Consider the following 21,136-nt stretch of genomic DNA (forward strand, 5'->3'; position numbering starts at 1 on the left):
ACCCTGCCGCGGCATGCCGACGCAGCGCAATTCAAGGAACAAGCATGGAAGAACGCCTGACGAAGATCGAGACTAAGATCGCGCTGTCCGAGGATCTGCTCGAAGAGCTCAACCTCGCCGTCTATCGCCAGCAGCAGCAGATCGACCGGCTGCAACAACAGATCCTCGAACTGCACCGCCAGCTCGCCGCGGCGGCGCCGGGCGAGCGGCCACGCGACCTGCGCGACGAAATCCCGCCGCACTACTGACAGGCCGCGGCGGCGGGATCAGGGCGCCGGCAGCGCGGCTTCGAGTTCCGCCCACATCACCCACTGGCCGCAGGCATTGCGCGGGCCGCGCAGCGAGCCGTGCCACGGCCCTTCGATGCACGGTCCCTTGTCGTCGTTTTCGTCGTACTCGACGCTGCCGGGCTCGCTCCCGGGACGGCGCTTGCCGCCCCAGCGCTTGCAGGACAGGCAGCGTTTGCGGTCGAGCGGCTGGCTGGTCATCGTTGCGCTGTGCGGATGCTGGAACGTCAGGCGTCGTGCCCGGCGCTGCGGCGCTGCAGCGCCGCGCGGAAGTTGCAGTCGCGCTGCCAGGCGCGGCGCTCTTCGGTCGCGAACGCATAGGCGCGCGCTTCGTCTTCGCCCAGCGCGGCGAGGGTTTCGAGGGTGCGCTGCAGGAACACGTGCTGCGGCATCATCGTGCCGAAGAACAGCACCAGCTCGCCGCGCTGGATCAGCAGCGTCGGGAAGTTCTCGACGTCCAGGTCGCCGAGCCAGTCGGCATCGTCTTCGATGTCCACCCAGTGGAACCCGGCCTGCGGCCACTGGCGGGCGAGGGCGTCGAAGCCGGCGCGATAGTCGCGGCAGGTGCCGCACCAGTCGGCGCACAGGCAGGCGACGAGGAGTTCGGGAAGCGGTTGGTCGTTCATCGGGAAGGCTGCCAGTCGGTCATCGCGCGAGTGCGCATACCGGCCGAGGCTAGCATATTCCGCGCACGACGGCCGCCTGCCGCGGCCATCTCGCAGACGTCGCGGATGGGCTTGCACTCGATCCGTCGTTACCGCAGAGTTTCAGGAGTATCCCCTGCCCGCGACAGCGGGCCGCAGCGAGGAAGAGCGCGATGAAAATCCAGATCCTGTCTGACCTGCATCTGAACGTTGCCGAGATGGAGCCTGCGCTCACCGATGCCGACATCGTGGTCCTCGCGGGCGACATCGCACGCCCCGAGCGGGCGATCGCGTGGGCGCGGCAGTTTTCGCAGCCGGTCGTCTATATCCCCGGCAACCATGAGTATTACGGCGGCAGCCTGGCGGGCGTCGAGCAAAAGCTGCGTGCCGCGGCCGAAGGGAGCAACGTCCGCATCCTCGATTGCGACGGCGCGGTGTTCGGCCGGGTGCGCATTCTCGGCTGCACGCTGTGGAGCGATTTCCGGCTGTTCGCGCAGGCCGAACGTCAGCAGCAGTCGAGAGCCGAAGCGACACGGCTGATGTACGATTTTTCGCGCGTCCGCATCGATGACGACGCGCCCGATCTGTTCACGCCGGCGCTGTCTGCCGGCCTGTTCGATCAGGCCTCCGCGTGGCTGCGCACCGCGCTGCAGGTGCCCCACGAGGGAACGACGGTCGTCGTCACCCATCACGCGCCGTGCACGCGCAGCGTGCATCCGAAATACGCCGATTCGCCGATCACGCCGGCGTTCGTCTCCGACCTCGACGAACTCGTCGCCGCGTCGGGCGCGGCGCTGTGGATCCACGGTCATGTCCATGATTCGCACGATTACCGCATCGGCGCGACGCGCGTGCTGTGCAACCCGCGCGGCTACGGCAAGGACGGGGTGAACGAGAACCCGCGGTTCGATCCGGCGCTGACGGTGATTGTCGAGGAATGAGCCTCCTCACCGTGCGGCGGTCAGCGTTCGGCAGGGTGCGTCACGGGGCAGGGTGCGTCACGGATTTTCCGGGCAGGCCATGCCGGAGCGCGAGGCCTCGCGCAGCCATTCGATGAGCGCGGCGCGCTCGGCCGGATCGGGGATGCCTGCGTAACCCATCGTCGTGCCGGGCACGACCCGGGTCGGCGCCGCGAGAAAACGGTCGAGCGTTGCCGCGTCCCAGACGATGCCGGACTTTCGCATCGCATCCGAATACTCGTAGTCGGGAAGGCTGCCCGCCCGCCGGCCGAACAGCCCGCAATGGCGCGGGCCGGTGCGGTGGTAGGCGAGCGCGTGGCAGGCGAGGCAGCGTGCGTAGATCTCCTCGCCGCGCGGCGCCGCGCCTGCCTCCCCCAACGATGAGGCGAATGCCAGCACAACCAGCACGCTCATCCAGCACGACGCCCGCAGCATTGCCGTTTCCCGTTCAGGACACGAACGCCGACGGCACCGGGTCTTCGCCGAGCGCCTGGCGCAGGATCGCCCAGTGCATTGCCTCGTCGCCGAGGATGCTGGCAGCGGCCTTCGCGAGATCGGGGTTGGCGAACAGCGGCACGGCGCCGAGGTAGGCGCTGACCGCTCCCTGTTCGAGCCCGGCCGCGAAGCGCAGCACATCCGCCTCGGCTTTCAGGGTGGCGACCGGAAAGTCATACTTCTGCCTGCTTTCCGCCGGCTTGCCGCCGAGCTTCGCGACCGTCTGCGCCAGGAGATCGACGTGGGCCTTGTGATGACCCTGGAACTGCAGCGCCAGGTCCCGCGTCGGCGCACGCAGCAGCCCGCTGTCGGCGCCCAGCTGGTACGCGGCAATCGCTTCGTGCTCGGCGGCGAGCGCCGTGTTCAGGATGCGCGCGTCCGCCGCAGGATCGCCTTTGCGCGTGTCCGCCTGGGCGGCGAGGGCAGGGCGGCCGGCGAGCAGCGCGACCGCTGCGGCCGACAGGGTCGCGCTGCCGTGCAGGAAACGACGGCGGCTCGGGATGATCAGCAGGGAAGAGTGTTCGATTTTCATGATGGGGCTCCGTTTCGTGAGGTCGAACAATCCCTCGACGCGTCGGGCGACGCATCAGCGGGGAAGGGCCGGGTGGGGCTGGCGCAGACGTGCGGGGAGTGCGCGGAGTACGCCAGAGCTGCGGGCGAGCGAGTCCCGCCGCGGTCAGCCAGGCGGGGGCGCCTGCTCCAGCGCGAGTTCGAGGCGCCGGTGCACCGCGGCGACGAGGCGGTCACAGCGGGCGCCGTCGAACGAGAAGAATTCGTCGATCGTCGGGCCGATCTCGCGGCCGATCGTGTCGCGCAGCAGATGGCGCGCGCGGAACAGCGCGGTCTTGACGGCCGCTTCCGAGATCCCGAGGCTCGCGGCGGTTTCGGCGACGCTCAATTCCTCGACCGCACGCAGCATGAATACTGCGCGGCAGCCGTCGGGCAGACGGTCGATCGAGCCTTCGATCACGCGTCGCAGTTCGCGCCGCATCGCCATCGCTTCCGGCGTTTCCGCCAGTGCGGCACGCCTCTCGTCATGTGCCGCGACGTCCTCGGGCAGGCCGCCCGAGCGCGACCTGGACCGCAGCCGCTCGAGCGATTTGTTCACGACGATGCGCGTCAGCCAGGTCGACAGGCTCGACTCGCCCTTGAAGTCGGCGAGCGCCCGGTAGGCGCTGACGTAGGCATCCTGGACCGCGTCCTCGGCGTCGGCATCGTCGCGCAGGATGCCGCGGGCGGTGCGGAACAGGCGGCGATTGTTCGCGCGCATCATTCGTTCGAGCGCGCCCGGCTCGCCATGCAGAACGTGGGCGACGAGTTCGGAATCCCGGGCGGCCGGAAGCGGAGGCGGGGCGGTGACGACGTTGGTCATGATCGGGACTCCATCGATTCATCCGACCATTGGATGATGCCGCCGCCCGAAAGGTTACGCCGATGGATGACGGATGCGGAACACCTGCGGATCGCCGCCGTGATCGAGCAGGATGCGGCGGACGCGGTCCTGCCACAGCGCGCCGAACTGCCGCTGCTCGTCCGCGTCGGCCTCGCCGGTGAGGCAGCGCGCCATCAGCGACGGCATCGCCGGGTCGGCCGGAATCGTCGAGAGGTCCGCTTCGGCGTCGACGGCCGCGCCGGTGTCGAGGCGCGTGAAACGCAGCGCGAGCGGCAGGTCGACGGCGAACTGCTGCAGCCCGCGACGCACGTAGCGCCCGGCGAGGCCCTTGAAGCCGCCGTCCTGCGCAGCACCGGTCAGCAGCGTCACGACGCTTGCAATCACGCCGGTGACGCCGTCCTCGAAGCGGTTGCGGAACTCGACGCGTACACCGCCGCGTTCGGGCACTTCGCCGGGGTACAGCGCGGTCAGCGCATGGCAGGTGAGAAGATAGGCCGAGCCGACCGTCGGGCACGAGTGCCCGGCGAGCTTCACGGCGTCCTCATAGCCGTATTCAATGACGCCGTCTTCGGCAGCGCCGAGGAAGGCCGCCAGCGCGTCGCGCACCTTGAGTCGCGGCACCGCGCGGTAAAAATCGGGGAATTGCATTGCTGCTCCAGGGAGTCGTTGGTTCGGGAAAAATGGTATCGGCGGCACGGTCCGGCCGGCCCGCCGAGGGGTGGTGCATCATGGATGGCGCGTCACGCGCGATGCAGCAGCATGGTGATCAGCAGCGAGGCGTCCTCGATCGCGGTCACCGCGTGCGGCTCGGCATCGGCGAGATAGACCAGCGTGCCGGGGGTGAGCGTTTGCGCCTGACCGTGTGCGTCGAGCTCGACGATGCCTTCGAGGCACTGGATCGTGATCAGGCCGGCGGCCCGGTGTTCCTGCGTCGACTTGCCGGCCGGCAGCACCAGCCGAAAGACCTCGAAGTGCTCGGCCCTGATGAGCGTCGACGACACCGTGTCGCGGACGCGTTCGCCGAGCGGCGTGATGTTGATCAGTTCGCCGGAAGCGGCGTGCGGAATGGCCATGACGTTTTATATGGACGCCTCCCGTTTGCAAGGACGATTTGGTGTGTTGGGACAGATAGGCTGCAGTTTTATATCCGGCCTGTGGTGCAGGCCGATGCCTGCTGGCCCTGATGGAATCCGCTGACCCGCGCCTCATTTCCTTTGGTGGACTCGAAGTCCGGAACGTCATACAGGCTTGGCGGGTCACGGTCTGACCTGTTTGCCATCACACGTTTTCGTACCTTCGCAACCTTTACGGCGGCCACTCCTTTCTTCAAAGTGGTTGATTGACGTTGTGCTTCAGCCCTGCGCGGGTTGAGTCACAAACTCCCTTTGGTACGTCCGTTCATGAGCGAGAATCGCCCAGATCGTCCGCGCCATCTTGTTGGCCAAGGCCACCACCGCGACGTTGAGCGGTCGGCGCTGGCGTAATGCAGTCACCCACGGGCCCGGATCCTTCGCGTTCGTAAGAACCGCCCGGGCGCCGTGGATGAGCAGCGTTCGAAGGTAGGTGTCGCCGCGCTTGCTGATGCCAAGCAATTTGACTCGCCCGCCCGTGCCGGTCTGTCGTGGCACCAGTCCGGCGAAAGCGGCAAACTCCCGCCCGGACTTGAAGGTCTTGGCATCGCCCATGATGGCGACGGCGGCGGTCGCGGTCAGCGGCCCGACGCCAGGAATCTCGGCAATGCGCCGGCAGGCAGCGTCTTGCTTGAGCCAGTCTTTGATGCGCCGCTCGATAGTGGCGATCTCGGCATCCATCTTCTCGATGCGCGCCCACTGCTCGCGCAGGGTGTCGATGACGATCGCCGGCAGGCGATCCGACAGTCGTGCCAGGGCTTGCGTGATGCCCTTCCGGATGGCGGCTTTTCCCTGCGCCATGACTTCGCCGTATTCGGTGAGCAATCCCCGCAGGCCGTTGATCTGGGCGGTGCGGAACTTGACCAGCTGGCTGCGCATGCGATGCAGCGCCAGGATCGCTTGCTGTTCCTCGCTCTTGATGGCGACGGCCTTGACGTGCGGCTGCTGTACCGCCGTCCAGATCGCCCGCGCATCGTGGCGGTCATTCTTGTTGCCCGTCACGAAGGGCTTGACCGCCTTGCCAGGAAGCAGCTTGACCTGGTGCCCCAGCGCCGTGAGGCTCCGCGCCCAGTGCTGCGCGCCGCCGCAGGCCTCCATGCCGATCAGGCAGGGCTGCCGGTTGGCGAAGTGCTCGAGAAACTTCTCGCGCTTGAGCGGCAAACTCACGATCTCTCCCGTCTCCATGTCGATCCAGTGCAACTGGAACACCCGCTTGGCAATGTCGATGCCGACGACCGTTTTGCTATCATTCATCTCGGACCCTCCGGTTTGCCTGTGAAGATCTTCGTATCTTCCACCTTGGCACTTTGATGCCGTCGGCCCGTGAGGGTCCACCTCTCGATCGACCACCCCCGCAGAGTTATCCACGGCGCCGGGCGCCGCAGGTCCCTCTATCACCGCAGGCGACCGGCGCGGTGGGTAACTCGTGTTCAGCGCTCACGGGGGGCGGGAGGCGTCCATACCATTTCCTAACCGATGGTATAGCCGCCGTCGACGACGATGTCCTGGCCGTAGATGTTCTTCGCGCCGTCCGACGCGAGGAACACCGAGGTCTCGGCAATGTCCTCCGGCTTGCCGAACTCGCCCGTCATCAGTCGCGAGTTGATCTGCCCGGCGACTGCGCCGAGCACGTCCGGCGGCAGGCCGACGGTGCCCCACAGCGGCGTGGCGATCGGTCCCGGCGCGATCGAGTTGACGCGTATCCCTTTCGGCGCCAGCTCCGCCGCGAGCGTCTGGGCGAACGATTTCAGCGCTGCCTTGCTCGCGCTGTAGATCGCGAGGCCGGGGAAACCGACCTGCGTCAGGAAGGTGGTGATGAACTGCACCGATCCGCCGCGGCGGATATGCGGCAGGAAGAGGCGGACCGTCTCGGCCGCGGCGAAGAGGTTCACCGAGAACTGCGTCTCGAACGCTTCGCGCGTGCTGTCCTCGAACGAGACGACCCGGGCGATGCCGGCGTTCGGCACGACGATATCGACGCCGCCGAACGCCTTGAGCGTCTCGGCGACAAGACGCTGCAGATCCTCGGCGCACGTCGCGTCGCCATTGACCGTGACGACTTTCCCGGCGTGGGCGGTCTTGAGCGCGTCGAGCGCCTCCGTGTTCCGGCCGAACGCGGCCACTTTCGCCCCTTCGGCGACGTAGCGCTCGACGATCGCGCGGCCGATGCCGCTGCTCGCCCCGGTCACGACCGCGACCTTGTCTTCCAGACGTCCTTTCATGTTCGCATCCTCACCGGTTTTCTGTCGTTACGGAGTGGGCAAGCATCACCGTCCGCGCCGCGGCCCTCATTGATATCCATCAATCCTCGGCATCCGGGCGTCGCTTCGGTCAAATACATGACCAGTGCGCGCCCCTCGTGTTCCCGCTGCCGCGGCGATGGAGCCGTCGCGAATGGAATGGCTTCTGAACTCGCCCGAGCTCGACGATGTCATTTATCGAGCCAGCGCGCTTTCCGCCCCGCCGGAGCCCGCCACGCTGCGGGCGCTTTCCGGCCGACCTCGAGGAGAATCCGATGCTTCCGATCCGCCGCCTGCTCGTTGTTTCCGCGTCCGTGTCGTCGTTCATCGGGTTCGTCGGCCTCGCGGCGAACCTTGCTACGGCGCTGGCGCAGGAGACCGTCCGCAGCGAAGCCGGAGCGGTGAAAGTCGTCGAGGTCGCGCGCGGGCTCGAGATCCCGTGGAGCCTGGCGTTCCTGCCGGACGGCCGGATGCTGGTGACGGAGCGGCCCGGGCGCCTGCGCATCGTGTCGCCGGACGGCAAGCTGTCGGCGCCGCTGAAGAACGTGCCCGAAGTCCAGGCCGGCGGGCAGGGCGGCCTGCTCGATGTCGTGCTGAGTCCGCGCTTCGCCGACGACCGCACGATCTTCTTCTCGTACGCCGAACCGACGCGGCGCGCCGCCCGCACCGCGGTGGCCCGTGCGCAGCTCGATATCGAAGGCCTGAGTCTTTCCGCGGTGAAAGTGATCTTTGCGCAGAACGATGACCCGTCAGGGCGCAGTCACTGGGGGTCGCGGCTGGTGTTCGACCGCGCCGGACTGCTCTACGTCACGCTCGGCGAACGTTTTTCGTATCGCGACAAGGCGCAGGAGCTCGACAGCCATCTCGGCAAGATCGTCCGCATCCGGCCCGATGGCAGCGTGCCGCCGGACAATCCCTATGTCGGCAAGCCGGGCGTGCAGCCCGAAATCTGGTCGTACGGCCATCGCAACGTGCAGGGCGCGGCGCTGCATCCGGAAACGGGCGTGCTGTGGGCGCACGAGCATGGTCCGCAGGGCGGCGACGAAGTGAACGTCATCAAGCCGGGACGCAACTACGGCTGGCCGGTGATCACCTACGGGCGCAACTACGGCACCGGCACGCAGATCGGCGAAGGCACCGAGCGCGCCGACATCGAACCTCCGGTGCATTACTGGATCCCGTCGATCGCGCCGTCGGGGATGGCTTTCTACACCGGCGACGCCTTCCCGGCGTGGAAAGGGAGCCTGTTCGTCGGCGCCTTGCGCGCGCAGCTGCTGGCGCGGCTGGAACTGGACGGCACCCGCGTCACCCATGAGGAACGCCTGCTGGCCGGGCTGGGCAAGCGCATCCGGGACGTGCGCCAAGGCCTCGACGGGAAGCTGTATCTGCTTGACGAGAGCGACGGACGGATTCTCCGGCTCGATCCGGGCTGACACCGCTTGGCCTGGCTTTGATGTTGCAAACACATCAAAGCGAGGCCAAAATGCGCTTATGCACCTTATTGAGGATCACGAGCCATGAGCGTTGCTGCCCTTCGCAAACCCGATGCGACGCAGGTCGTCACCAAGGCCCTGCTCAACGCTGGCAAGGAAATGGGGCTGACGCAGGCGGCGCTGGGCGTGGTCATCGGCAAGGACCGCACCGCGATCAGCCGCAACGGCATCGACCCCGACAGCAAGGCGGGAGAGCTCGCGCTGCTGCTGATCCGCGCATATCGCGCGCTGTTCGCGCTCGTCGGCGGCGACGCCGCGCAGATGAAGCACTGGATGCACACCGACAACCACCACGTCGGCGGCGTCCCGGCCGAGCAGATTCGCACCGTCCAGGGTTTGCTGCGCGTCGTCGAATACCTCGACGCGATCCGCGGCCGGCTGTGACGGACATCTGGGCGTCGGTCGGCGCAGAAGCGCCGGTCGTCGAACTCGCAGGCGATCTCGTCCGGCTCGTCGAGAGCCAGGAGCAGATCGCGACGAACCGCCTCGTCGATACGCTCGAAGAACAGGCGCTCCTCGAATCCCTGCTGGAAAGCTCGAAGCCGCCGCTGCCGCAAGCGGCCCGCGGCCTGCATTACCTGCTGGCGACCCCGTTCCGTTATCCGCCGCTGCGCCACGGCTCGCGTTTCGGCGGGCACTTCGAGCCCAGCCTGTTCTACGCGGCGTTCGACACGGCCACGGTGCTGGCCGAATCGGCCTATTACCGCTTCGTCTTCTGGCATGGCATGACCGTCGCGCCGGCGTCGCCCCTGGCGTCCCAGCACACGCTGTTCGGCGCGCCGTGGCGCTGTGCCCGCGGCGTGCAACTGCAGTTGCCGCCTTTCGACCGGTGGCGCGAACAGCTCACCGACCCCGCGGATTACGCCGCGACCCAGCGACTCGGCACGGCGATGCGGCAAGCCGGCGTCGAAGCTTTCGAATACGTCTCCGCGCGCGACCGCGCCGGCGGCCTCAACGTCGCGCTATTCACCCCGATGGCGCTCGCCGCCCGGCGGCCGGACTTCATGCAGGCATGGCTCGCGGAAACGGACGCCGGTGAGGTGCGCTTCTACTGCCAGGAAGAGCGGCTCGTGCACCGCTTCCCGCTCGGGCAGTTCCTCGTCGCAGGCCGGTTGCCGATGCCGGCGGTATAGCGTTTGCATTGAGCGGCCTGGGCGACTTTTCGCGCAGGTTCGCTCGAATGATGGGTAGGCTGTCGCACGCCAGCCACCTGACAGGTCCGGTGGAATGGCCGGTTGGGCCTCTCATTCATAGTGCGTCCACATACGCAGGACGCGAACCGTTTTCTCGTTGGCAAAGACTTCGTACACGATGCGGTGTTGAATATTGATGCGACGAGAGTATGCACCGGCAAGATCACCGACCAATTTTTCAAAGGGAGGTGGATTTTTAAACGGGTCGTCGGCAAGAACCACGAGCACTTCTTGCGCCTTTGGTTTAAGACCGCTTGCAGCAAGTTTCTTTGCATCCTTCAGTGCTTGCCTGGCATAAACGATTTCCCAACTTACCACTTAAGCTCCTTCGAGCTTTTTGCGAGAGGTTCGGCCATCCCAGCCTTGATGGACTCACGCATGCCAGGTACGGCTAGCAGGTACAGAGTTTCCTGAATTGCGCTCCAGTCTTCTGCGGAGAGAAGCACGGCACTGTTGCGTTTTCCGGTAATGATGATTGGCTCATGAGACTCAACTGTTTGATCAATGAGCCGGTAAAGATTTGCCCGGGCTTCGCTGGCGGTCAGTGTGTTCATCTCGCGCTCCTCCAAAGAGGCTTTATGGTACGCGATGGCGTACGTGTGTCAAGTGACTCTGCGAGCGCAGCAAGAGGCCCAACGTTTGAGTTTCCCCGCTCTTGGAGACAGGCGAAGCCAGCCGTAGCGAGTCGGGTGCAACGCTCACGCTCACTCGCGGCCCTGCTGGAGCGGCGAAGCCGCGAAGGCACAGACGTCGGGTGCAGCGTGTTGTTCGGCCTCACCCTCGCCGATCCTTGATTTTCTCGATCACGACCTTGCCTAGTTGACGCGTGTTGTACGGGTTGCCTTGCGAGTTTGTGATGGCTAGTTGCAGTCGGAGAGCCAGTTCTCGAAGTACTCTCATCGTCGGGGTCAATAACTTTCCCCCGCTTTCCACCTCGATTGTCCCAGTCTCCATCTCACGAATCGTCAGCCCCTCGTAGCTCACCTCCGCTATTGAGCGCACATTCTCCTCAGTCTTCTGCTGCGCCACCGCTGCGGTAACGCCGTGCTGCTCTACCCCTGCTTCCGCGAGGCCAAGAATGCTTTTGATGATGAGGCTTCCAAGTTGCCTTGTATTGAATACATTGCCGTTTGAGTTCACCAAGGGCACATTCAACTTAAATGCTAACTCCTTGAGCATCGGCAATGCGGGCGTAACGAGTTCTCCCTCGCGGGTGATTTCGATCGAGCCACTCTCAAGCTCACGAAGTGTGTAATCCTGGTATGTAACCTCAGCGGTCGCCTTTAGCTCATGAGTTGGTCTGGCCTTCCGAATGAATCTGCCGATCGGAATCGCCCTTTTTCCATCCGCCTCTGCTGTCATTAATTGCTCAGCGTCGCGCAGCGGAGCGTCAAGCAGCGTCTCGATTTGCATCTCTTCGGCATTGATCCTGAGGACAATGACTCGATCGACAAGCTCAAGGGTTCTCGGATTGAATGAGATGTGTCCAGATGATCCGATCATGGCAGTGGTCTTCACCGAGATGCGCTCGCCCGTACCGCTGACCACGTCATAGCCCTTCTGATTCACGGTCACAGCCATTTGCCCGTTAGTGACCACGGCCGCGTAGAGTTCACCGATTCGGCTGCAAAGATGCTTAAGTTCTGTCGGTTCAACACCCCATTGCATTTCACGCTCGAACCAAGACATTGCTTCCCCGAGCGACTGTATGAGTTGCATTTGGGTCAGAGCCATCGACTATCTTTCCTATGAGGCCGAACGTAGAAGTCACCGGCGCTGCGCGGCCTTATCGCGCAGCGTCCGTGTGGACTGCCGGGTTGGGCGACTGCTGGTTACTACCATCGCCGTCTTGCCAGCGCCGACTATTGTCTGATTTCAGAACGGACTGTCTTTCGCTGTTGTCTTGGCGACTTCTTTTCTGAAATTATTAATGGCAGTTTCAATCAGTTCTAGCTGTTTGCGTTCCTCGATTATGTAGTACAGCATATCGAGGCCGTCAGAGCAGGTCTTGCGTGGTGGATTTAGTTCTTTGCGAAGTATTGCGCTTACGTCCCCATTAGTCCAAACGGCATCAATCTTCCCCACCCTATTATTAAATTCGTTCCCCATTCTGTTTTTGCAGGTTTCAATTTTTGTGATGTCGTCCAGTCTTGGCGGCCCATATTTGGTTGTCAATGTTTCAAGGCCCACATTTGGAGAGTAAATTTCAATGCTTATCAAACGGTCTTTCAGGAATATCGTCTTGCTGCTATTGCCAATAGAGGCAACAATCTTACTTGATTCGTAGTTGGCCTCAACAACATCGTATGCAAGACCACCAATCTGAATATTTTCGACGGTTCCTGTGCTGTTGCCAAACCTACCATCGAAGCAGAGCGTTTTTCTGTCTGGGGTCAAGTATTTCAGTTCTGATCTGATTACTTGTCCCTTGTTGTCCCTGAGTGTGTTGCAGTCAATTGGGGTAATCCCAATAGTTGAAATGTATTCCTGCTTGCTCATTCCGATGCTAATGGCTCCGATGCTGGTCGGACCGCCCCCCGCAGCAAGTGCTCCAGAAGAGGTGAATATAACTGCCAAAAACGCCATGTTCTTCATTTGATTACCCCTTCTCTTGACGATTCCAGATCGGTTTCATTTCTCGTATCAACTGCGTTTCCAGTGCTTCGATTTTCGGGATGTTTTCTAAAGTTCGCTCGAACAAAATAATTTCAATGTGAAGATTGTCTCGGTTGGAGTGCATCAGCTCTCCAGCAGGGTAGTTTCGTGCACTAGTGCTTGATCGTGTGTAATCGCGCAGGCGCTTTCGAAAGCCGCCATTTTCCAACTCAGTGGCTTTACCAATGTACACGACCTTATCGTTAAGAATCGCTCGGTAAATCCCAATGTCTTTGCTGTAAATCGAGAAATCGGTAGATGTCTCGGTCAATAGACCAAGTGGAATCCAAGAAAGTGGTTCAGTCATTTGATGTCCCTTGGGGTGGTTCAAGAAGTCGCCCAACGAATAGGGTTTATCCGTCGCGCCGCAAGCGCCGTTCCATGCCGTGGCGTCTGTCGCGAGGGATAAACCGTGTTGAACTGAACCGCCGCTCAGGCGGTGATACTGGGGATTCTACGCGCTGGCAATCCCCGATGCATAGCGACGCGGATGAACCGGGCGCGTGATAGTGCGCATTTGCTCGCTGAGGCACGCGCCCCTCGCGCGGGGAACCGTCGTCGCGACGGGAATCGCAGGCGTCGACTCGCTTTTTCGAGGACGTCGCCGAGTGCGGGGCATGCAGCGACGCGCCGATGCGCAGGACGGATCGGCAACGCGAACGGCGTGTTCACTGACCGCCTCATTGAGGTCCGTCCCGACAGCGCCGCTCGGGCATCTCGGATGCCTGCCGCTGCGGCAAGAGCAGATCAGGGGACAGACCACGGTTTCCAAAGGTTTTGCACAAAAGCTGAAAACCGTGGTCTGTCCCCTATTTCCGTCCCCTATTTCCCCCCTCTGCAATCGGAAAGGAAGTCCTCGATGGCGCCAGCGAATGCTTCATGCAGTTCAGCCACAGTTTCACCATGGAAGCTGATCATGACGCGCAGGCCAAGTACGCGACCGACAAAGATGTTGTCGCGTTCGTCGAACTCGATGCGGGCTGTATAGCCTTTGTGGGTCATGGTGTTCATGGTTTTACTCCTACTCGTTCCAGCAATTCTCGGGCCTCTTCGACTTGGTAGCGCTTGGCCTCTTTTGCCAGGGTGAGGGCGATGGCAACGCCACTGCTCACCCTTGAGAAGGATCTTGACGCGAGAGCCTTCTCGTTCATGGACTTCACCACCAAGACCGATGATCAGTGCCTCGATGTCGGAGAAGACAATCGATGAGGATGTTGGCTTGGTGAAGATGGCCTGCAGGGTTTTGCGCTGCTTGGTGTTCACAAGGAGAATGCTAGCAAAGAGTGCTAGCGTTTGGCCGGACTTTTAAGTCGTTTAACGTGCGCCTTCACTCGGGCGCCAGCTGAATGCCCACGACGGAAAACGAAGTTTCGGTGCAGCCAAAAGCGCAGTGCCTTCCGCTATGTCGACGCTGTGACACACATCACGGCAAGACTTGACGGATAACGCCTTCGGGTCATCCACCTACGCTCGCTGCGCAATCTTGCGGGCGTCAGATAATGCAATGTCGGGATCGAATCCGCTAGGGCGCTGCGGCTCCACCATGTGGGAAAAATGCGTGATTGCAAGACTTGACCCTGTTTTCGGACCTGTGACCCTGTTTTCGGACCTGACCCTGTTTTCGGACCCTGTTTTCGTGTTGTTCAGACCAGCGAACACCGGCAGGCCGGCCTCCTGAGCCGCGGCGTCCCACTGCTGAGCCATCTCGTCCGGGGTCAGTCCGTCTTCGTCTTGCCCTTCACGTTCAGTACCAGTTTGCGCGGCGCCGGTTGCAGGCTGCGGCGTTCCGCCTGCCGGGCGTGCCACTCGGGCGTCCGACGTTGCTCTAACTCGCCCAGCACCTTCTGAAACTCCCCGGGCCGCATCTGCAGCAATCGCGATTTCGACCGCTCGCTTTTCATAATCGTCCTTCTTGATGACCTTGTCGTTGTAGGCAATCCACAGCTTCGTCCACTGCTTATGGAACTGCAGCGGAAGTTCCGTGCCGTCGATAGTATGCCAGTCGGACAGCGCCTCTTCGACGTCCACCGCGCGGATCGGTGCCCCGGCGTGGTCGCGCTCGACGGCGTCTACCCGGTCGAAGCCGACGGCCTCAGCGAGCGTAGGGCGGAAAAGCCATAGGCGCCTTCCGCCGCATGGTACTTTCGCCCCACGACCGATGCCGATTCCGTTGTCATGCGGCGGATAACGCCGCTGCGCGGCTCATCCGTCCTATGCTAGACTTGATCCCGTGTTTTGACCCTTCTGCTGTATCGCCAGCGCCGACTTTTCAGTATTTCATTGTGCGCTTCCACTCGGTATACAGATTCTGAGGGCCAGTGACGCCTCGTTTCAAAGCTTCCTTAGGTGTAACGACGGGAACGTCCTCGGATACGAAAGCAACACTTTCTCCGCCAATGATTCGGTCAACAAATGTAATGTTCGAAGTGTTGAACCCACTCAACTTGAGAATCTCATCGCGAGGCAGGTTAGAGAGTGGTTTCTTGCAGTCAAGCGTAGAAATAATTGCGCGCTCAATTGCCTTGCTAAATGGCGAGTTTATAGATCGGGTTGCCTGTTGAAGCTGAAACAGTAACTCCGCGAGCTTTTGATTTTCCATGCGTGGCTCCAATGAAGAGGCACCTAACGTATGAATTCACGGGCCTGCGCGGCTTTTTGCGCAGGCCCGGTGGAATGGGTTAGCCCAAAAAAAATTTGGGCAACTCATCTTTGGTTGTCATATAGCTAGCTGACGCCCCGGGGCACATGAAAGTATTGGTCGTGACGGAGCCGCAGCCCATTTTCTGCAAGAACCTCAATAATCTCGTTTCGGCTTAACCGCCCAATAGCTTCAATCGCCAATAAATCAGAAGCGCGAAGACAGGCAAGCTCCTTTACCGTCTTTATGCCGGCTCCTGTCAATGCCTCGGTCGTTCGCTGAGACAAATGCAGCACCTCGATTGGCTCACTTATCAACCTGGAAATGGCTTCCACTTCCTCTATGGTCTTGGCTCCCTTAAGCGCATTGTCACGGACCAAACGGTCGATATTCTCAAGAATTTCACGATCAGTACGGTTGTCAGACACGATTAGCTCCAGGCGGTGACTGGACACCTGCTCAGGGCAGGCTATTCAAAACTGGCAGGTCCGGTAAATCAATCCAGCGGTCGAGCGGAAAACTAACTAAGCCCAATTCTTCCACCCAGGCAGCGGTTCTGTCGCTCTCGCAAGCCATCGCAATTGGGAGTTCCTCTAGAAACGGAAGAAGCACAGCAGTTCTATGTCTGCCGTTGATAAATTGTGTCTTACCGGAAATGAGTTGGACAGTCGGTAGAAAGAATCGCATTACCCCATCGTCCGGTGTGAAGAACCAGTCAGCCAAGTAGGCGGGCCGAACAGTAACTGACTCACGGCACAAGAAGTCATCTTGATCAAAATGCGCGTGGAACAGCTTACGAGGAACCCAGTAGGGCCTGTCAGTGTAGAGGCTTAACTCGGGACGGCAACGCATATTTGAGATTGAAAGGGCTAACGTCTGAATTCACCAGCCTGCGCGGCTTTATCGCGCACCGTCCGGTGGATTGATGCCTCCGCAGAACAGGGGACAGACCACGGTTTCCAAAGGTTTTGCACAAAAGCTGAAAACCGTGGTCTGTCCCCTATTCAGGGCTTCATAGGGCTTCATCGCGAAGCGAGCCACGACATGAACCGATTGTTGAACAAGCCCAGTCAACCCATTCCATTACACACAATACATTCATCATTCTGGTCACGCGCGTACTTGAGCCCCGCCGCGAAATCCATGACGCGCCGAAGACCGATCCAGATCGTCTTCACGCCGGGCTCGCCGTCGCCCTTGCGCCCGAGAAAGCCGCCTAGCATGGCCACCAGATGCGCACAGATGGGGGCAGGCCTTGCGTTCGAGCACTGGGCTGTGCTGCGCTATGCCATATTGCAAGACCTGACCTTATTGTCGCAGGTTCATCCTCCGCCTACGAGGTCGGAGTACCAGTTTTCTACCTATTGTCGCGTGCTGCAATCCATGCAGCAATTCCAGCTATTGAATCTTGATCCTCCGCATTTTGTACAAGTGGGCATCGCTGGCCTAACGTTACTGCCGGCCTTGCGCGGCTTTATGCACAAGATCCGGTGGAAAGGTTAGGCATTGCGGCGCTCCTGCATTATGCGATCAGCCTCCTTCTTGAAAGTCTTGTGCATTATAAAATCGAGGAATACCTTTGTCTTGAGCACCTCATCCAAGGTGATTTCACGCTGACCGATCTGCGAGTGAGCCACTTGGCTAGATCGTATTGCATAAACCTCGCGCAAATCGTCTTGTACCTCCTGCGATGCTCCCATTACCGCTAAACCGCGCTGTAGGTCGCGCAGTTCATTTCGCAACTTCTTGACGCCGAGAATTCGTGCCGTAACGAAGTGCTCAAGTGCCCTATAGAAGCAAAGAAATGCTTCTCTACGAAAATTGAGTTCATAGAAGTTCATTCGAAGAAGGAGCAAGCCGCGACAATATTCGCCCGTTAGTACGTTCGAGTCTTCTCGGGTAACGATGCCAAAGATGAGTACCGCGTTATATATGTCTTGCTCTGCTAATGGCTTCAATTCTTCATATGTCGTGTCGCTCTCGACAATGAGCGCACTACCTCTTGAGTTCGTTCCTTCCAAGTCATCCGCAATTGTGAGTACTGGGTGAACCCACGGATCGTTATACCAAGAGAAGCTTCCAATTGTTCCAGCATTCAACGCGATTAGGATAGCATTAATGGTGTGGTGCGCGTAATGCACCTTTGCTGCTTCTATCTGTGGCTCATCCAAGGCGCGGATGGAAATGACAAAGTCCCTCTCCCGTACATGTTGGACACGGATATTGGACTCCGGCAACTGGAGAAGTCGAAATGGAGCGTCCGTGAGCGTATGCGAATCGCTACGAACTCGGCAGGATATCCACATGCGATGCCTAACGTCTGAATTCACCGTCCTGCATGGCTTTTCGCGCAGGTCCGGTGGAATGATAGGTTACCCCCGCGGCGCGATTACGTGCCCCATTAGCGCTTTGATACTGCCATATGCAACTTACGTATCCCATCGGCCTGTTCTGATGTGTTTGAGACGAGCCCATCTGCACACTCGCGGACCCTGCTGCTACCGCAATAACCGACATACTGAGTTATGTAGAGTGGAAATGGCTTGGTTGGGTTGTTCCAGAGAATTACGGCCGCGTATACTGTGGAATATCCAAGGTTGGACGTATTTTGATCGAGCGTAACGACATTGAGTTGCATTCGAGGTTGTTGTTCATCGAAGGAAATCGCTAGCGACGAAGACGACCGAATGCCTTCCTTGATTGCGAACACCAGGCGCTGACCGACTGCATCAGGTGTGGTGCTTATTATTTCCACGGGCATCTGAGCCCACGTGGATGTGCTGGCAAGGAGCGCCCACAAAGCAGAAAGCCGAGTGATCATGTGCATGGTGACTCCATTCAAATAGGGGGGTTAACGAATAGACACCAAGTGTCGATGTAAAAGTGTTATTGGATATGTCGGATAAGCCAGGACTGACTGGCAAGCCCTTGTTCCGGCAGGTGTGACGTGTGTATCCAAAAAGCATATTTCCCAATAACATGGCACAAGCCATCCGGTCTCTCGGTACGACTGCGCCACGGCTGCTCGATCTTTTCGAGATCGGCTGCGGCTGAAGCACTACAGCCTGCGCACCGAGCAAGCGTATGTCGGCTGGGTCAAAAGATACATCATTCATCACGGTCGGCGCCATCCAAACGACATGGGAAAGCAGGAGGGGGAGGCTTTTCAGACCTCGCTCGCGGCTGAGCGCGACGTGAGGGCGGTGACACAGGGGCAGGGTTTGTCGGCGATTCTGTTTCTTTACCGGGAGGTGCTGGAGCACCCCCTTGCCATGGCTGGATGAGGTGACGCGGCCGAAGCAGCCGGCGCGCTTGTCTTTGGTGATGTCACGCGGGGAAGTGCAGCGGCTGATCGCGGGGGTGGATGACCCCTGCTCGGGCTGATCATCGCGCCGCCGGATATGAGAAACTGCCGCGAACGCGGATCGTTCGCGCGTCCAGATTTGTCCCGCCGAAACCTTCCGTTTCCGTCCGCGGTCCTCGGGCGGCGCGTGATCCACTGCCCTTGAACCCTGCAGGAGAGCCGATGCATCTGCCGAACCACCAACTCGCGATGACCGTGCTGATGACGCCGGACATGGCCAATTTTTCCGGCAACGTCCATGGCGGCACGATCCTCAAGCTGCTCGACCAGGTCGCCTATGCGTGCGCGAGCCGCTACGCCGGGCACTATGTCGTGACGCTGTCGGTGGATCAGGTGATGTTCCGCCAGCCGATCCATGTCGGGGAGCTCGTGAGCTTTCTCGCGTCCGTCAATTACACCGGCAAGACGTCGTTGGAAGTCGGCATCAAGGTGCTGGCCGAGAACATCCGCGAAAAGGTCGTGCGCCACGCGAACAGCTGCTTCTTCACGATGGTCGCGGTCGACGATGAGGGCCGCTCGATCCCGGTCCCGCCGCTCGTCCCGACCACGCCCGACGAGCTGCGGCGTCACGCCGCCGCGCAGATCCGCCGCGAATTGCGCCATGAATTCGACCTGCGCCAGCGCGCGTTGAGGCCGGCAGCAGCATGAGCGGCACCCAAGCGAACAATCCGCTGCACGGCGTCACGCTCGAACGCATGCTGACCGAGCTGGTGGAGCATTACGGCTGGGACGAGCTCGGGCAGGAGATCCCGATCCGCTGCTTCCAGCACGAGCCGAGCGTCGCGTCGAGCCTCAAGTTCCTGCGCCGCACTCCGTGGGCGCGCGAGCGGGTCGAGTCGCTGTATCTCTACGTGCTGCGCTTGCGCCGAAGATAAGCCGGTGCGCCCGTCCACAACGGTCTATGATGATCGTGCCCTGTTCCCGGTTGTTCGCAGGCATCGCCGGGGGGTCATCCAGTAACGGCAACAAAGCGGTGACGGCGCCTTTCACGGCGCACGCATTGCAAGGAGAAACACAATGGCCAAAGGTCAGGTACGCGGAAACAAAGAGGCCAAGAAGCCGAAACAGCCGAAAAAACCCGAACCGCCGGCTGCGGGCGGAATCATGGCGCCGAAGACGGACAAGTCCGGAAAGAAATAGCCTCGGCTCGCTTCGGCAAACCACGAAAAAACCGGCTTTGCGCCGGTTTTTTGTTGAGGCACGGTACAGCGCCCGGCCCCGGTTTCAGTGTGCGAAGCGCACACAATAGATCGGCGGAAGGTGCGCCGACAGGCACATCCACGTCTCGCCGCCGTCTTCCGACACCCACAACGCGCCGGTCGTCGAACCCATCGCGAGCCGCCTGCCGCTGCTGTCGACGTCGAGCCCGTGGCGATACACGAGGTCGTACGCCGGCGCCCGCGGCAGCCCGTGGTCGAGCGGCTCGAAGCTTGCGCCGCCGTCGCGGCTGCGGTTGACGACCAGGTGCGCCCCGACCGGCACGCGACAGGCATCTTTCGCCGCCGGCACGAACCACGCGGTGTCCGCGTCCTGCGGATGGACCGCGACGGTGAAACCGAACGACGACGGTTGCGCCGTGAGCGGCTGCCAGCTCGCCGCGGCGTCGGTCGAACGATAGATGCCCGAATGCTGCTGCGCCCACAGCACGTCGGGATTCGACGGGCATTGCACCATGCGGTGCACGTCCTGGATGTTCGGGTCGCCGCCGCGTTCGTCCGGCATGTAGTCGGCGATCATGCCGCTCGCGCGGCACTCCCAGCTGTCGCCGCCGTCGCGGGTCTGCCACACGCCGCCGCAGGAGACGGCGATCGTCACCACCCGACTGTCGCGCGGGTCGATGCAGATCGAGTGGATGCCGGGCTGGTCGTAGCCGCCGCCGAACCATTCGCGGCGTTCCGGGCGATCCCACAACGACCGGACCAGCCCCCAGGAGTCGCCGCCGTCGGCGGAGTGGAACAGCCCGCCGGGGATCGTTCCGGCCCACAGCACGCCGGGCTGGTCCGCGCCGGCCGCTTCGAGCGCCCACACCTGGGCGAGTGACCAGGCTGCGTCGGCCTCGTCGGCGGCTGCCGCGGGTTTGGGCGGGTAGACTGGCACCGGGCTTTCATCCCAGCTCTGCCCGCCGTCGTGCGAGCGGCGCATCTTCACGCCGAAGTGCCCCAGGTTCAGCGCCGCATGCCACGTACCATCGCGCGGGTCGGCGAGCACCATCGTGACCGGGTCGCCGAGGAAGTGGACGTGCGCTTCGGGCAGCCAGTGCGGGCTCGCGTGCGGATGGCGGTCGAACACGAACAGCCCCTTGCGGGTGGCGACGAACAGTCGATCGGTCATCGATGCCTCCTTGCGGCGCTTCAACCGCCCGAGAGCGCCTGCACAACGTAGATTTCGGCGTTTTCGCCGGCCGGGTCGGTGAGGTGCAGGCGGTCCTTCACGACCCGGCCATCGACGAAGATCGCGACATGGCGACGCAGTGTTCCCTGGTCGTCGAGAATATAGTCGCGCATCTGCGGTTTTTCGGCGAACGCGGCCGCGAGCGCGCCGTTCACCGTGTCGCCGGCGACGCGCAGCGGCGGGCAGGGCTGGTGACGCTGGATCGCGGGGGCGAAGACGATTCGCGGCATGATTGATCTCGGAGCGGCGGCCAG

At 61.7% G+C, this 21,136-nt stretch carries 29 protein-coding genes and 2 pseudogenes; 9 read left to right on the forward strand and 22 right to left on the reverse strand.

The features are described from left to right. Positions 1-44: 44 nt before the first annotated feature. On the forward strand, positions 45-248 hold the full coding sequence (locus GO606_RS02950; RefSeq protein ID WP_169120330.1) for a SlyX family protein: 204 nt from the start codon (positions 45-47) through the stop codon (positions 246-248). 18 nt (positions 249-266) lie between these two features. On the opposite strand, the gene GO606_RS02955 is transcribed toward GO606_RS02950, so the two are convergent. Both GO606_RS02955 and GO606_RS02960 read right to left on the reverse strand, forming a co-directional pair. Continuing rightward, entirely contained in the window at positions 267-488 is a 222-nt protein-coding gene (locus GO606_RS02955) for a hypothetical protein (protein WP_169120328.1), read from the reverse strand. Between the two features lie 26 nt (positions 489-514). After that, the gene (locus GO606_RS02960) at positions 515-913 is read right to left on the reverse strand and encodes a thioredoxin family protein (protein WP_169120326.1); all 399 of its coding nucleotides are present in this window, start codon (positions 911-913) and stop codon (positions 515-517) included. Between the two features lie 191 nt (positions 914-1,104). Here GO606_RS02960 and GO606_RS02965 point away from each other — a divergent pair, with 191 nt between their 5' ends. After that, complete coding sequence (locus GO606_RS02965; protein WP_169120324.1) at positions 1,105-1,872, forward strand: metallophosphoesterase family protein; 768 nt, start codon at positions 1,105-1,107, stop codon at positions 1,870-1,872. A 57-nt stretch (positions 1,873-1,929) separates the two neighbouring features. Here the strand turns inward: GO606_RS02965 and GO606_RS02970 are convergent, their stop codons facing one another. The 7 genes from GO606_RS02970 to GO606_RS03000 all read right to left on the reverse strand — a co-directional run bounded on the left by GO606_RS02970 (position 1,930) and on the right by GO606_RS03000 (position 7,130). Continuing rightward, on the reverse strand, positions 1,930-2,304 hold the full coding sequence (locus tag GO606_RS02970) for a c-type cytochrome (protein ID WP_246979314.1): 375 nt from the start codon (positions 2,302-2,304) through the stop codon (positions 1,930-1,932). A 34-nt stretch (positions 2,305-2,338) separates the two neighbouring features. Next, positions 2,339-2,917: a ferritin-like domain-containing protein gene (locus GO606_RS02975; RefSeq protein WP_169120320.1), complete on the reverse strand. Its 579-nt coding sequence runs from the start codon at positions 2,915-2,917 to the stop codon at positions 2,339-2,341. A 144-nt stretch (positions 2,918-3,061) separates the two neighbouring features. Further along, entirely contained in the window at positions 3,062-3,757 is a 696-nt protein-coding gene (locus GO606_RS02980; RefSeq protein ID WP_169120883.1) for an RNA polymerase sigma factor, read from the reverse strand. A gap of 54 nt (positions 3,758-3,811) precedes the next feature. After that, positions 3,812-4,426 carry a hypothetical protein gene (locus tag GO606_RS02985; protein ID WP_169120885.1) on the reverse strand — a complete coding sequence of 205 codons (615 nt, stop codon included), beginning with the start codon at positions 4,424-4,426 and terminating at the stop codon, positions 3,812-3,814. Between the two features lie 92 nt (positions 4,427-4,518). Beyond that, the gene (locus GO606_RS02990) at positions 4,519-4,851 is read right to left on the reverse strand and encodes a cupin domain-containing protein (RefSeq protein ID WP_169120887.1); all 333 of its coding nucleotides are present in this window, start codon (positions 4,849-4,851) and stop codon (positions 4,519-4,521) included. Between the two features lie 279 nt (positions 4,852-5,130). Further along, a complete protein-coding gene (locus tag GO606_RS02995; protein WP_169120919.1) occupies positions 5,131-6,162 on the reverse strand; it encodes an IS110 family RNA-guided transposase in 1,032 nt (343 codons plus the stop codon). A gap of 215 nt (positions 6,163-6,377) precedes the next feature. Beyond that, positions 6,378-7,130 carry an SDR family NAD(P)-dependent oxidoreductase gene (locus GO606_RS03000; RefSeq protein WP_169119261.1) on the reverse strand — a complete coding sequence of 251 codons (753 nt, stop codon included), beginning with the start codon at positions 7,128-7,130 and terminating at the stop codon, positions 6,378-6,380. 293 nt (positions 7,131-7,423) lie between these two features. Here GO606_RS03000 and GO606_RS03005 point away from each other — a divergent pair, with 293 nt between their 5' ends. The 3 genes from GO606_RS03005 (at position 7,424) to GO606_RS03015 (ending at position 9,774) form a co-directional block, all read left to right on the forward strand. Then, positions 7,424-8,581 (forward strand): PQQ-dependent sugar dehydrogenase, encoded by a 1,158-nt coding sequence (locus GO606_RS03005; protein WP_211166709.1) that lies wholly within the window; start codon positions 7,424-7,426, stop codon positions 8,579-8,581. A gap of 84 nt (positions 8,582-8,665) precedes the next feature. After that, a complete protein-coding gene (locus GO606_RS03010) occupies positions 8,666-9,025 on the forward strand; it encodes an MbcA/ParS/Xre antitoxin family protein (RefSeq protein ID WP_041646544.1) in 360 nt (119 codons plus the stop codon). After that, on the forward strand, positions 9,022-9,774 hold the full coding sequence (locus tag GO606_RS03015) for an RES family NAD+ phosphorylase (RefSeq protein WP_246979316.1): 753 nt from the start codon (positions 9,022-9,024) through the stop codon (positions 9,772-9,774). The genes GO606_RS03010 and GO606_RS03015 overlap by 4 nt, the downstream gene beginning before the upstream one ends. A 111-nt stretch (positions 9,775-9,885) precedes the next feature. On the opposite strand, the gene GO606_RS03020 is transcribed toward GO606_RS03015, so the two are convergent. From GO606_RS03020 to GO606_RS03070, 11 genes and pseudogenes are all read right to left on the reverse strand, one after another. Beyond that, a complete protein-coding gene (locus tag GO606_RS03020) occupies positions 9,886-10,152 on the reverse strand; it encodes a Txe/YoeB family addiction module toxin (protein WP_169119260.1) in 267 nt (88 codons plus the stop codon). Continuing rightward, positions 10,146-10,388 carry a type II toxin-antitoxin system Phd/YefM family antitoxin gene (locus tag GO606_RS03025; protein WP_011239256.1) on the reverse strand — a complete coding sequence of 81 codons (243 nt, stop codon included), beginning with the start codon at positions 10,386-10,388 and terminating at the stop codon, positions 10,146-10,148. Before GO606_RS03025 ends, GO606_RS03020 begins: the two co-directional genes overlap by 7 nt. A 220-nt stretch (positions 10,389-10,608) precedes the next feature. Beyond that, positions 10,609-11,568: a DUF6998 domain-containing protein gene (locus GO606_RS03030; protein ID WP_211166708.1), complete on the reverse strand. Its 960-nt coding sequence runs from the start codon at positions 11,566-11,568 to the stop codon at positions 10,609-10,611. A gap of 141 nt (positions 11,569-11,709) precedes the next feature. After that, a complete protein-coding gene (locus tag GO606_RS03035; protein ID WP_169119259.1) occupies positions 11,710-12,429 on the reverse strand; it encodes a hypothetical protein in 720 nt (239 codons plus the stop codon). Positions 12,430-12,433: 4 nt separating this feature from the next. Continuing rightward, positions 12,434-12,796 (reverse strand): GIY-YIG nuclease family protein, encoded by a 363-nt coding sequence (locus tag GO606_RS03040; protein ID WP_169119258.1) that lies wholly within the window; start codon positions 12,794-12,796, stop codon positions 12,434-12,436. A gap of 515 nt (positions 12,797-13,311) precedes the next feature. Continuing rightward, a complete protein-coding gene (locus GO606_RS03045) occupies positions 13,312-13,752 on the reverse strand; it encodes a type II toxin-antitoxin system HicB family antitoxin (protein WP_211166707.1) in 441 nt (146 codons plus the stop codon). A 201-nt stretch (positions 13,753-13,953) separates the two neighbouring features. Further along, a complete protein-coding gene (locus tag GO606_RS03050) occupies positions 13,954-14,517 on the reverse strand; it encodes a hypothetical protein (protein ID WP_169119257.1) in 564 nt (187 codons plus the stop codon). Positions 14,518-14,758: 241 nt separating this feature from the next. Then, positions 14,759-15,088 carry a hypothetical protein gene (locus GO606_RS03055; protein WP_169119256.1) on the reverse strand — a complete coding sequence of 110 codons (330 nt, stop codon included), beginning with the start codon at positions 15,086-15,088 and terminating at the stop codon, positions 14,759-14,761. 125 nt (positions 15,089-15,213) lie between these two features. After that, positions 15,214-15,555: a DNA-directed RNA polymerase subunit alpha C-terminal domain-containing protein gene (locus GO606_RS03060; protein WP_169119255.1), complete on the reverse strand. Its 342-nt coding sequence runs from the start codon at positions 15,553-15,555 to the stop codon at positions 15,214-15,216. Between the two features lie 642 nt (positions 15,556-16,197). After that, positions 16,198-16,359, reverse strand: a pseudogene (locus tag GO606_RS03065) (IS4 family transposase); the annotation flags it as partial. Positions 16,360-16,626: 267 nt separating this feature from the next. Then, on the reverse strand, positions 16,627-17,364 hold the full coding sequence (locus GO606_RS03070) for a hypothetical protein (RefSeq protein WP_169119253.1): 738 nt from the start codon (positions 17,362-17,364) through the stop codon (positions 16,627-16,629). A gap of 804 nt (positions 17,365-18,168) precedes the next feature. Between GO606_RS03070 and GO606_RS22060 the strand changes: the two are divergent. From GO606_RS22060 to GO606_RS21905, 4 genes and pseudogenes are all read left to right on the forward strand, one after another. After that, positions 18,169-18,411: pseudogene (locus GO606_RS22060) on the forward strand (phage integrase N-terminal SAM-like domain-containing protein); the annotation flags it as partial. Between the two features lie 242 nt (positions 18,412-18,653). Beyond that, positions 18,654-19,139 carry an acyl-CoA thioesterase gene (locus GO606_RS03075; RefSeq protein ID WP_169119252.1) on the forward strand — a complete coding sequence of 162 codons (486 nt, stop codon included), beginning with the start codon at positions 18,654-18,656 and terminating at the stop codon, positions 19,137-19,139. Then, positions 19,136-19,366, forward strand: a complete 231-nt coding sequence (locus GO606_RS03080) for a VF530 family protein (RefSeq protein WP_169119251.1) — start codon at positions 19,136-19,138, stop codon at positions 19,364-19,366. The genes GO606_RS03075 and GO606_RS03080 overlap by 4 nt, the downstream gene beginning before the upstream one ends. Before the next feature lie 142 nt (positions 19,367-19,508). Beyond that, positions 19,509-19,631 (forward strand): hypothetical protein, encoded by a 123-nt coding sequence (locus GO606_RS21905; protein WP_280516166.1) that lies wholly within the window; start codon positions 19,509-19,511, stop codon positions 19,629-19,631. A gap of 84 nt (positions 19,632-19,715) precedes the next feature. Here GO606_RS21905 and GO606_RS03085 read toward each other — a convergent pair whose 3' ends face one another. Continuing rightward, positions 19,716-20,822: a WD40/YVTN/BNR-like repeat-containing protein gene (locus tag GO606_RS03085; RefSeq protein ID WP_169119250.1), complete on the reverse strand. Its 1,107-nt coding sequence runs from the start codon at positions 20,820-20,822 to the stop codon at positions 19,716-19,718. A gap of 20 nt (positions 20,823-20,842) precedes the next feature. Next, positions 20,843-21,112, reverse strand: a complete 270-nt coding sequence (locus GO606_RS03090) for a MoaD/ThiS family protein (protein ID WP_169119249.1) — start codon at positions 21,110-21,112, stop codon at positions 20,843-20,845. Positions 21,113-21,136: the final 24 nt, after the last annotated feature.

Origin of the sequence: Aromatoleum anaerobium, from assembly GCF_012910705.2 — a bacterium.
GTDB lineage: Bacteria > Pseudomonadota > Gammaproteobacteria > Burkholderiales > Rhodocyclaceae > Aromatoleum > Aromatoleum anaerobium.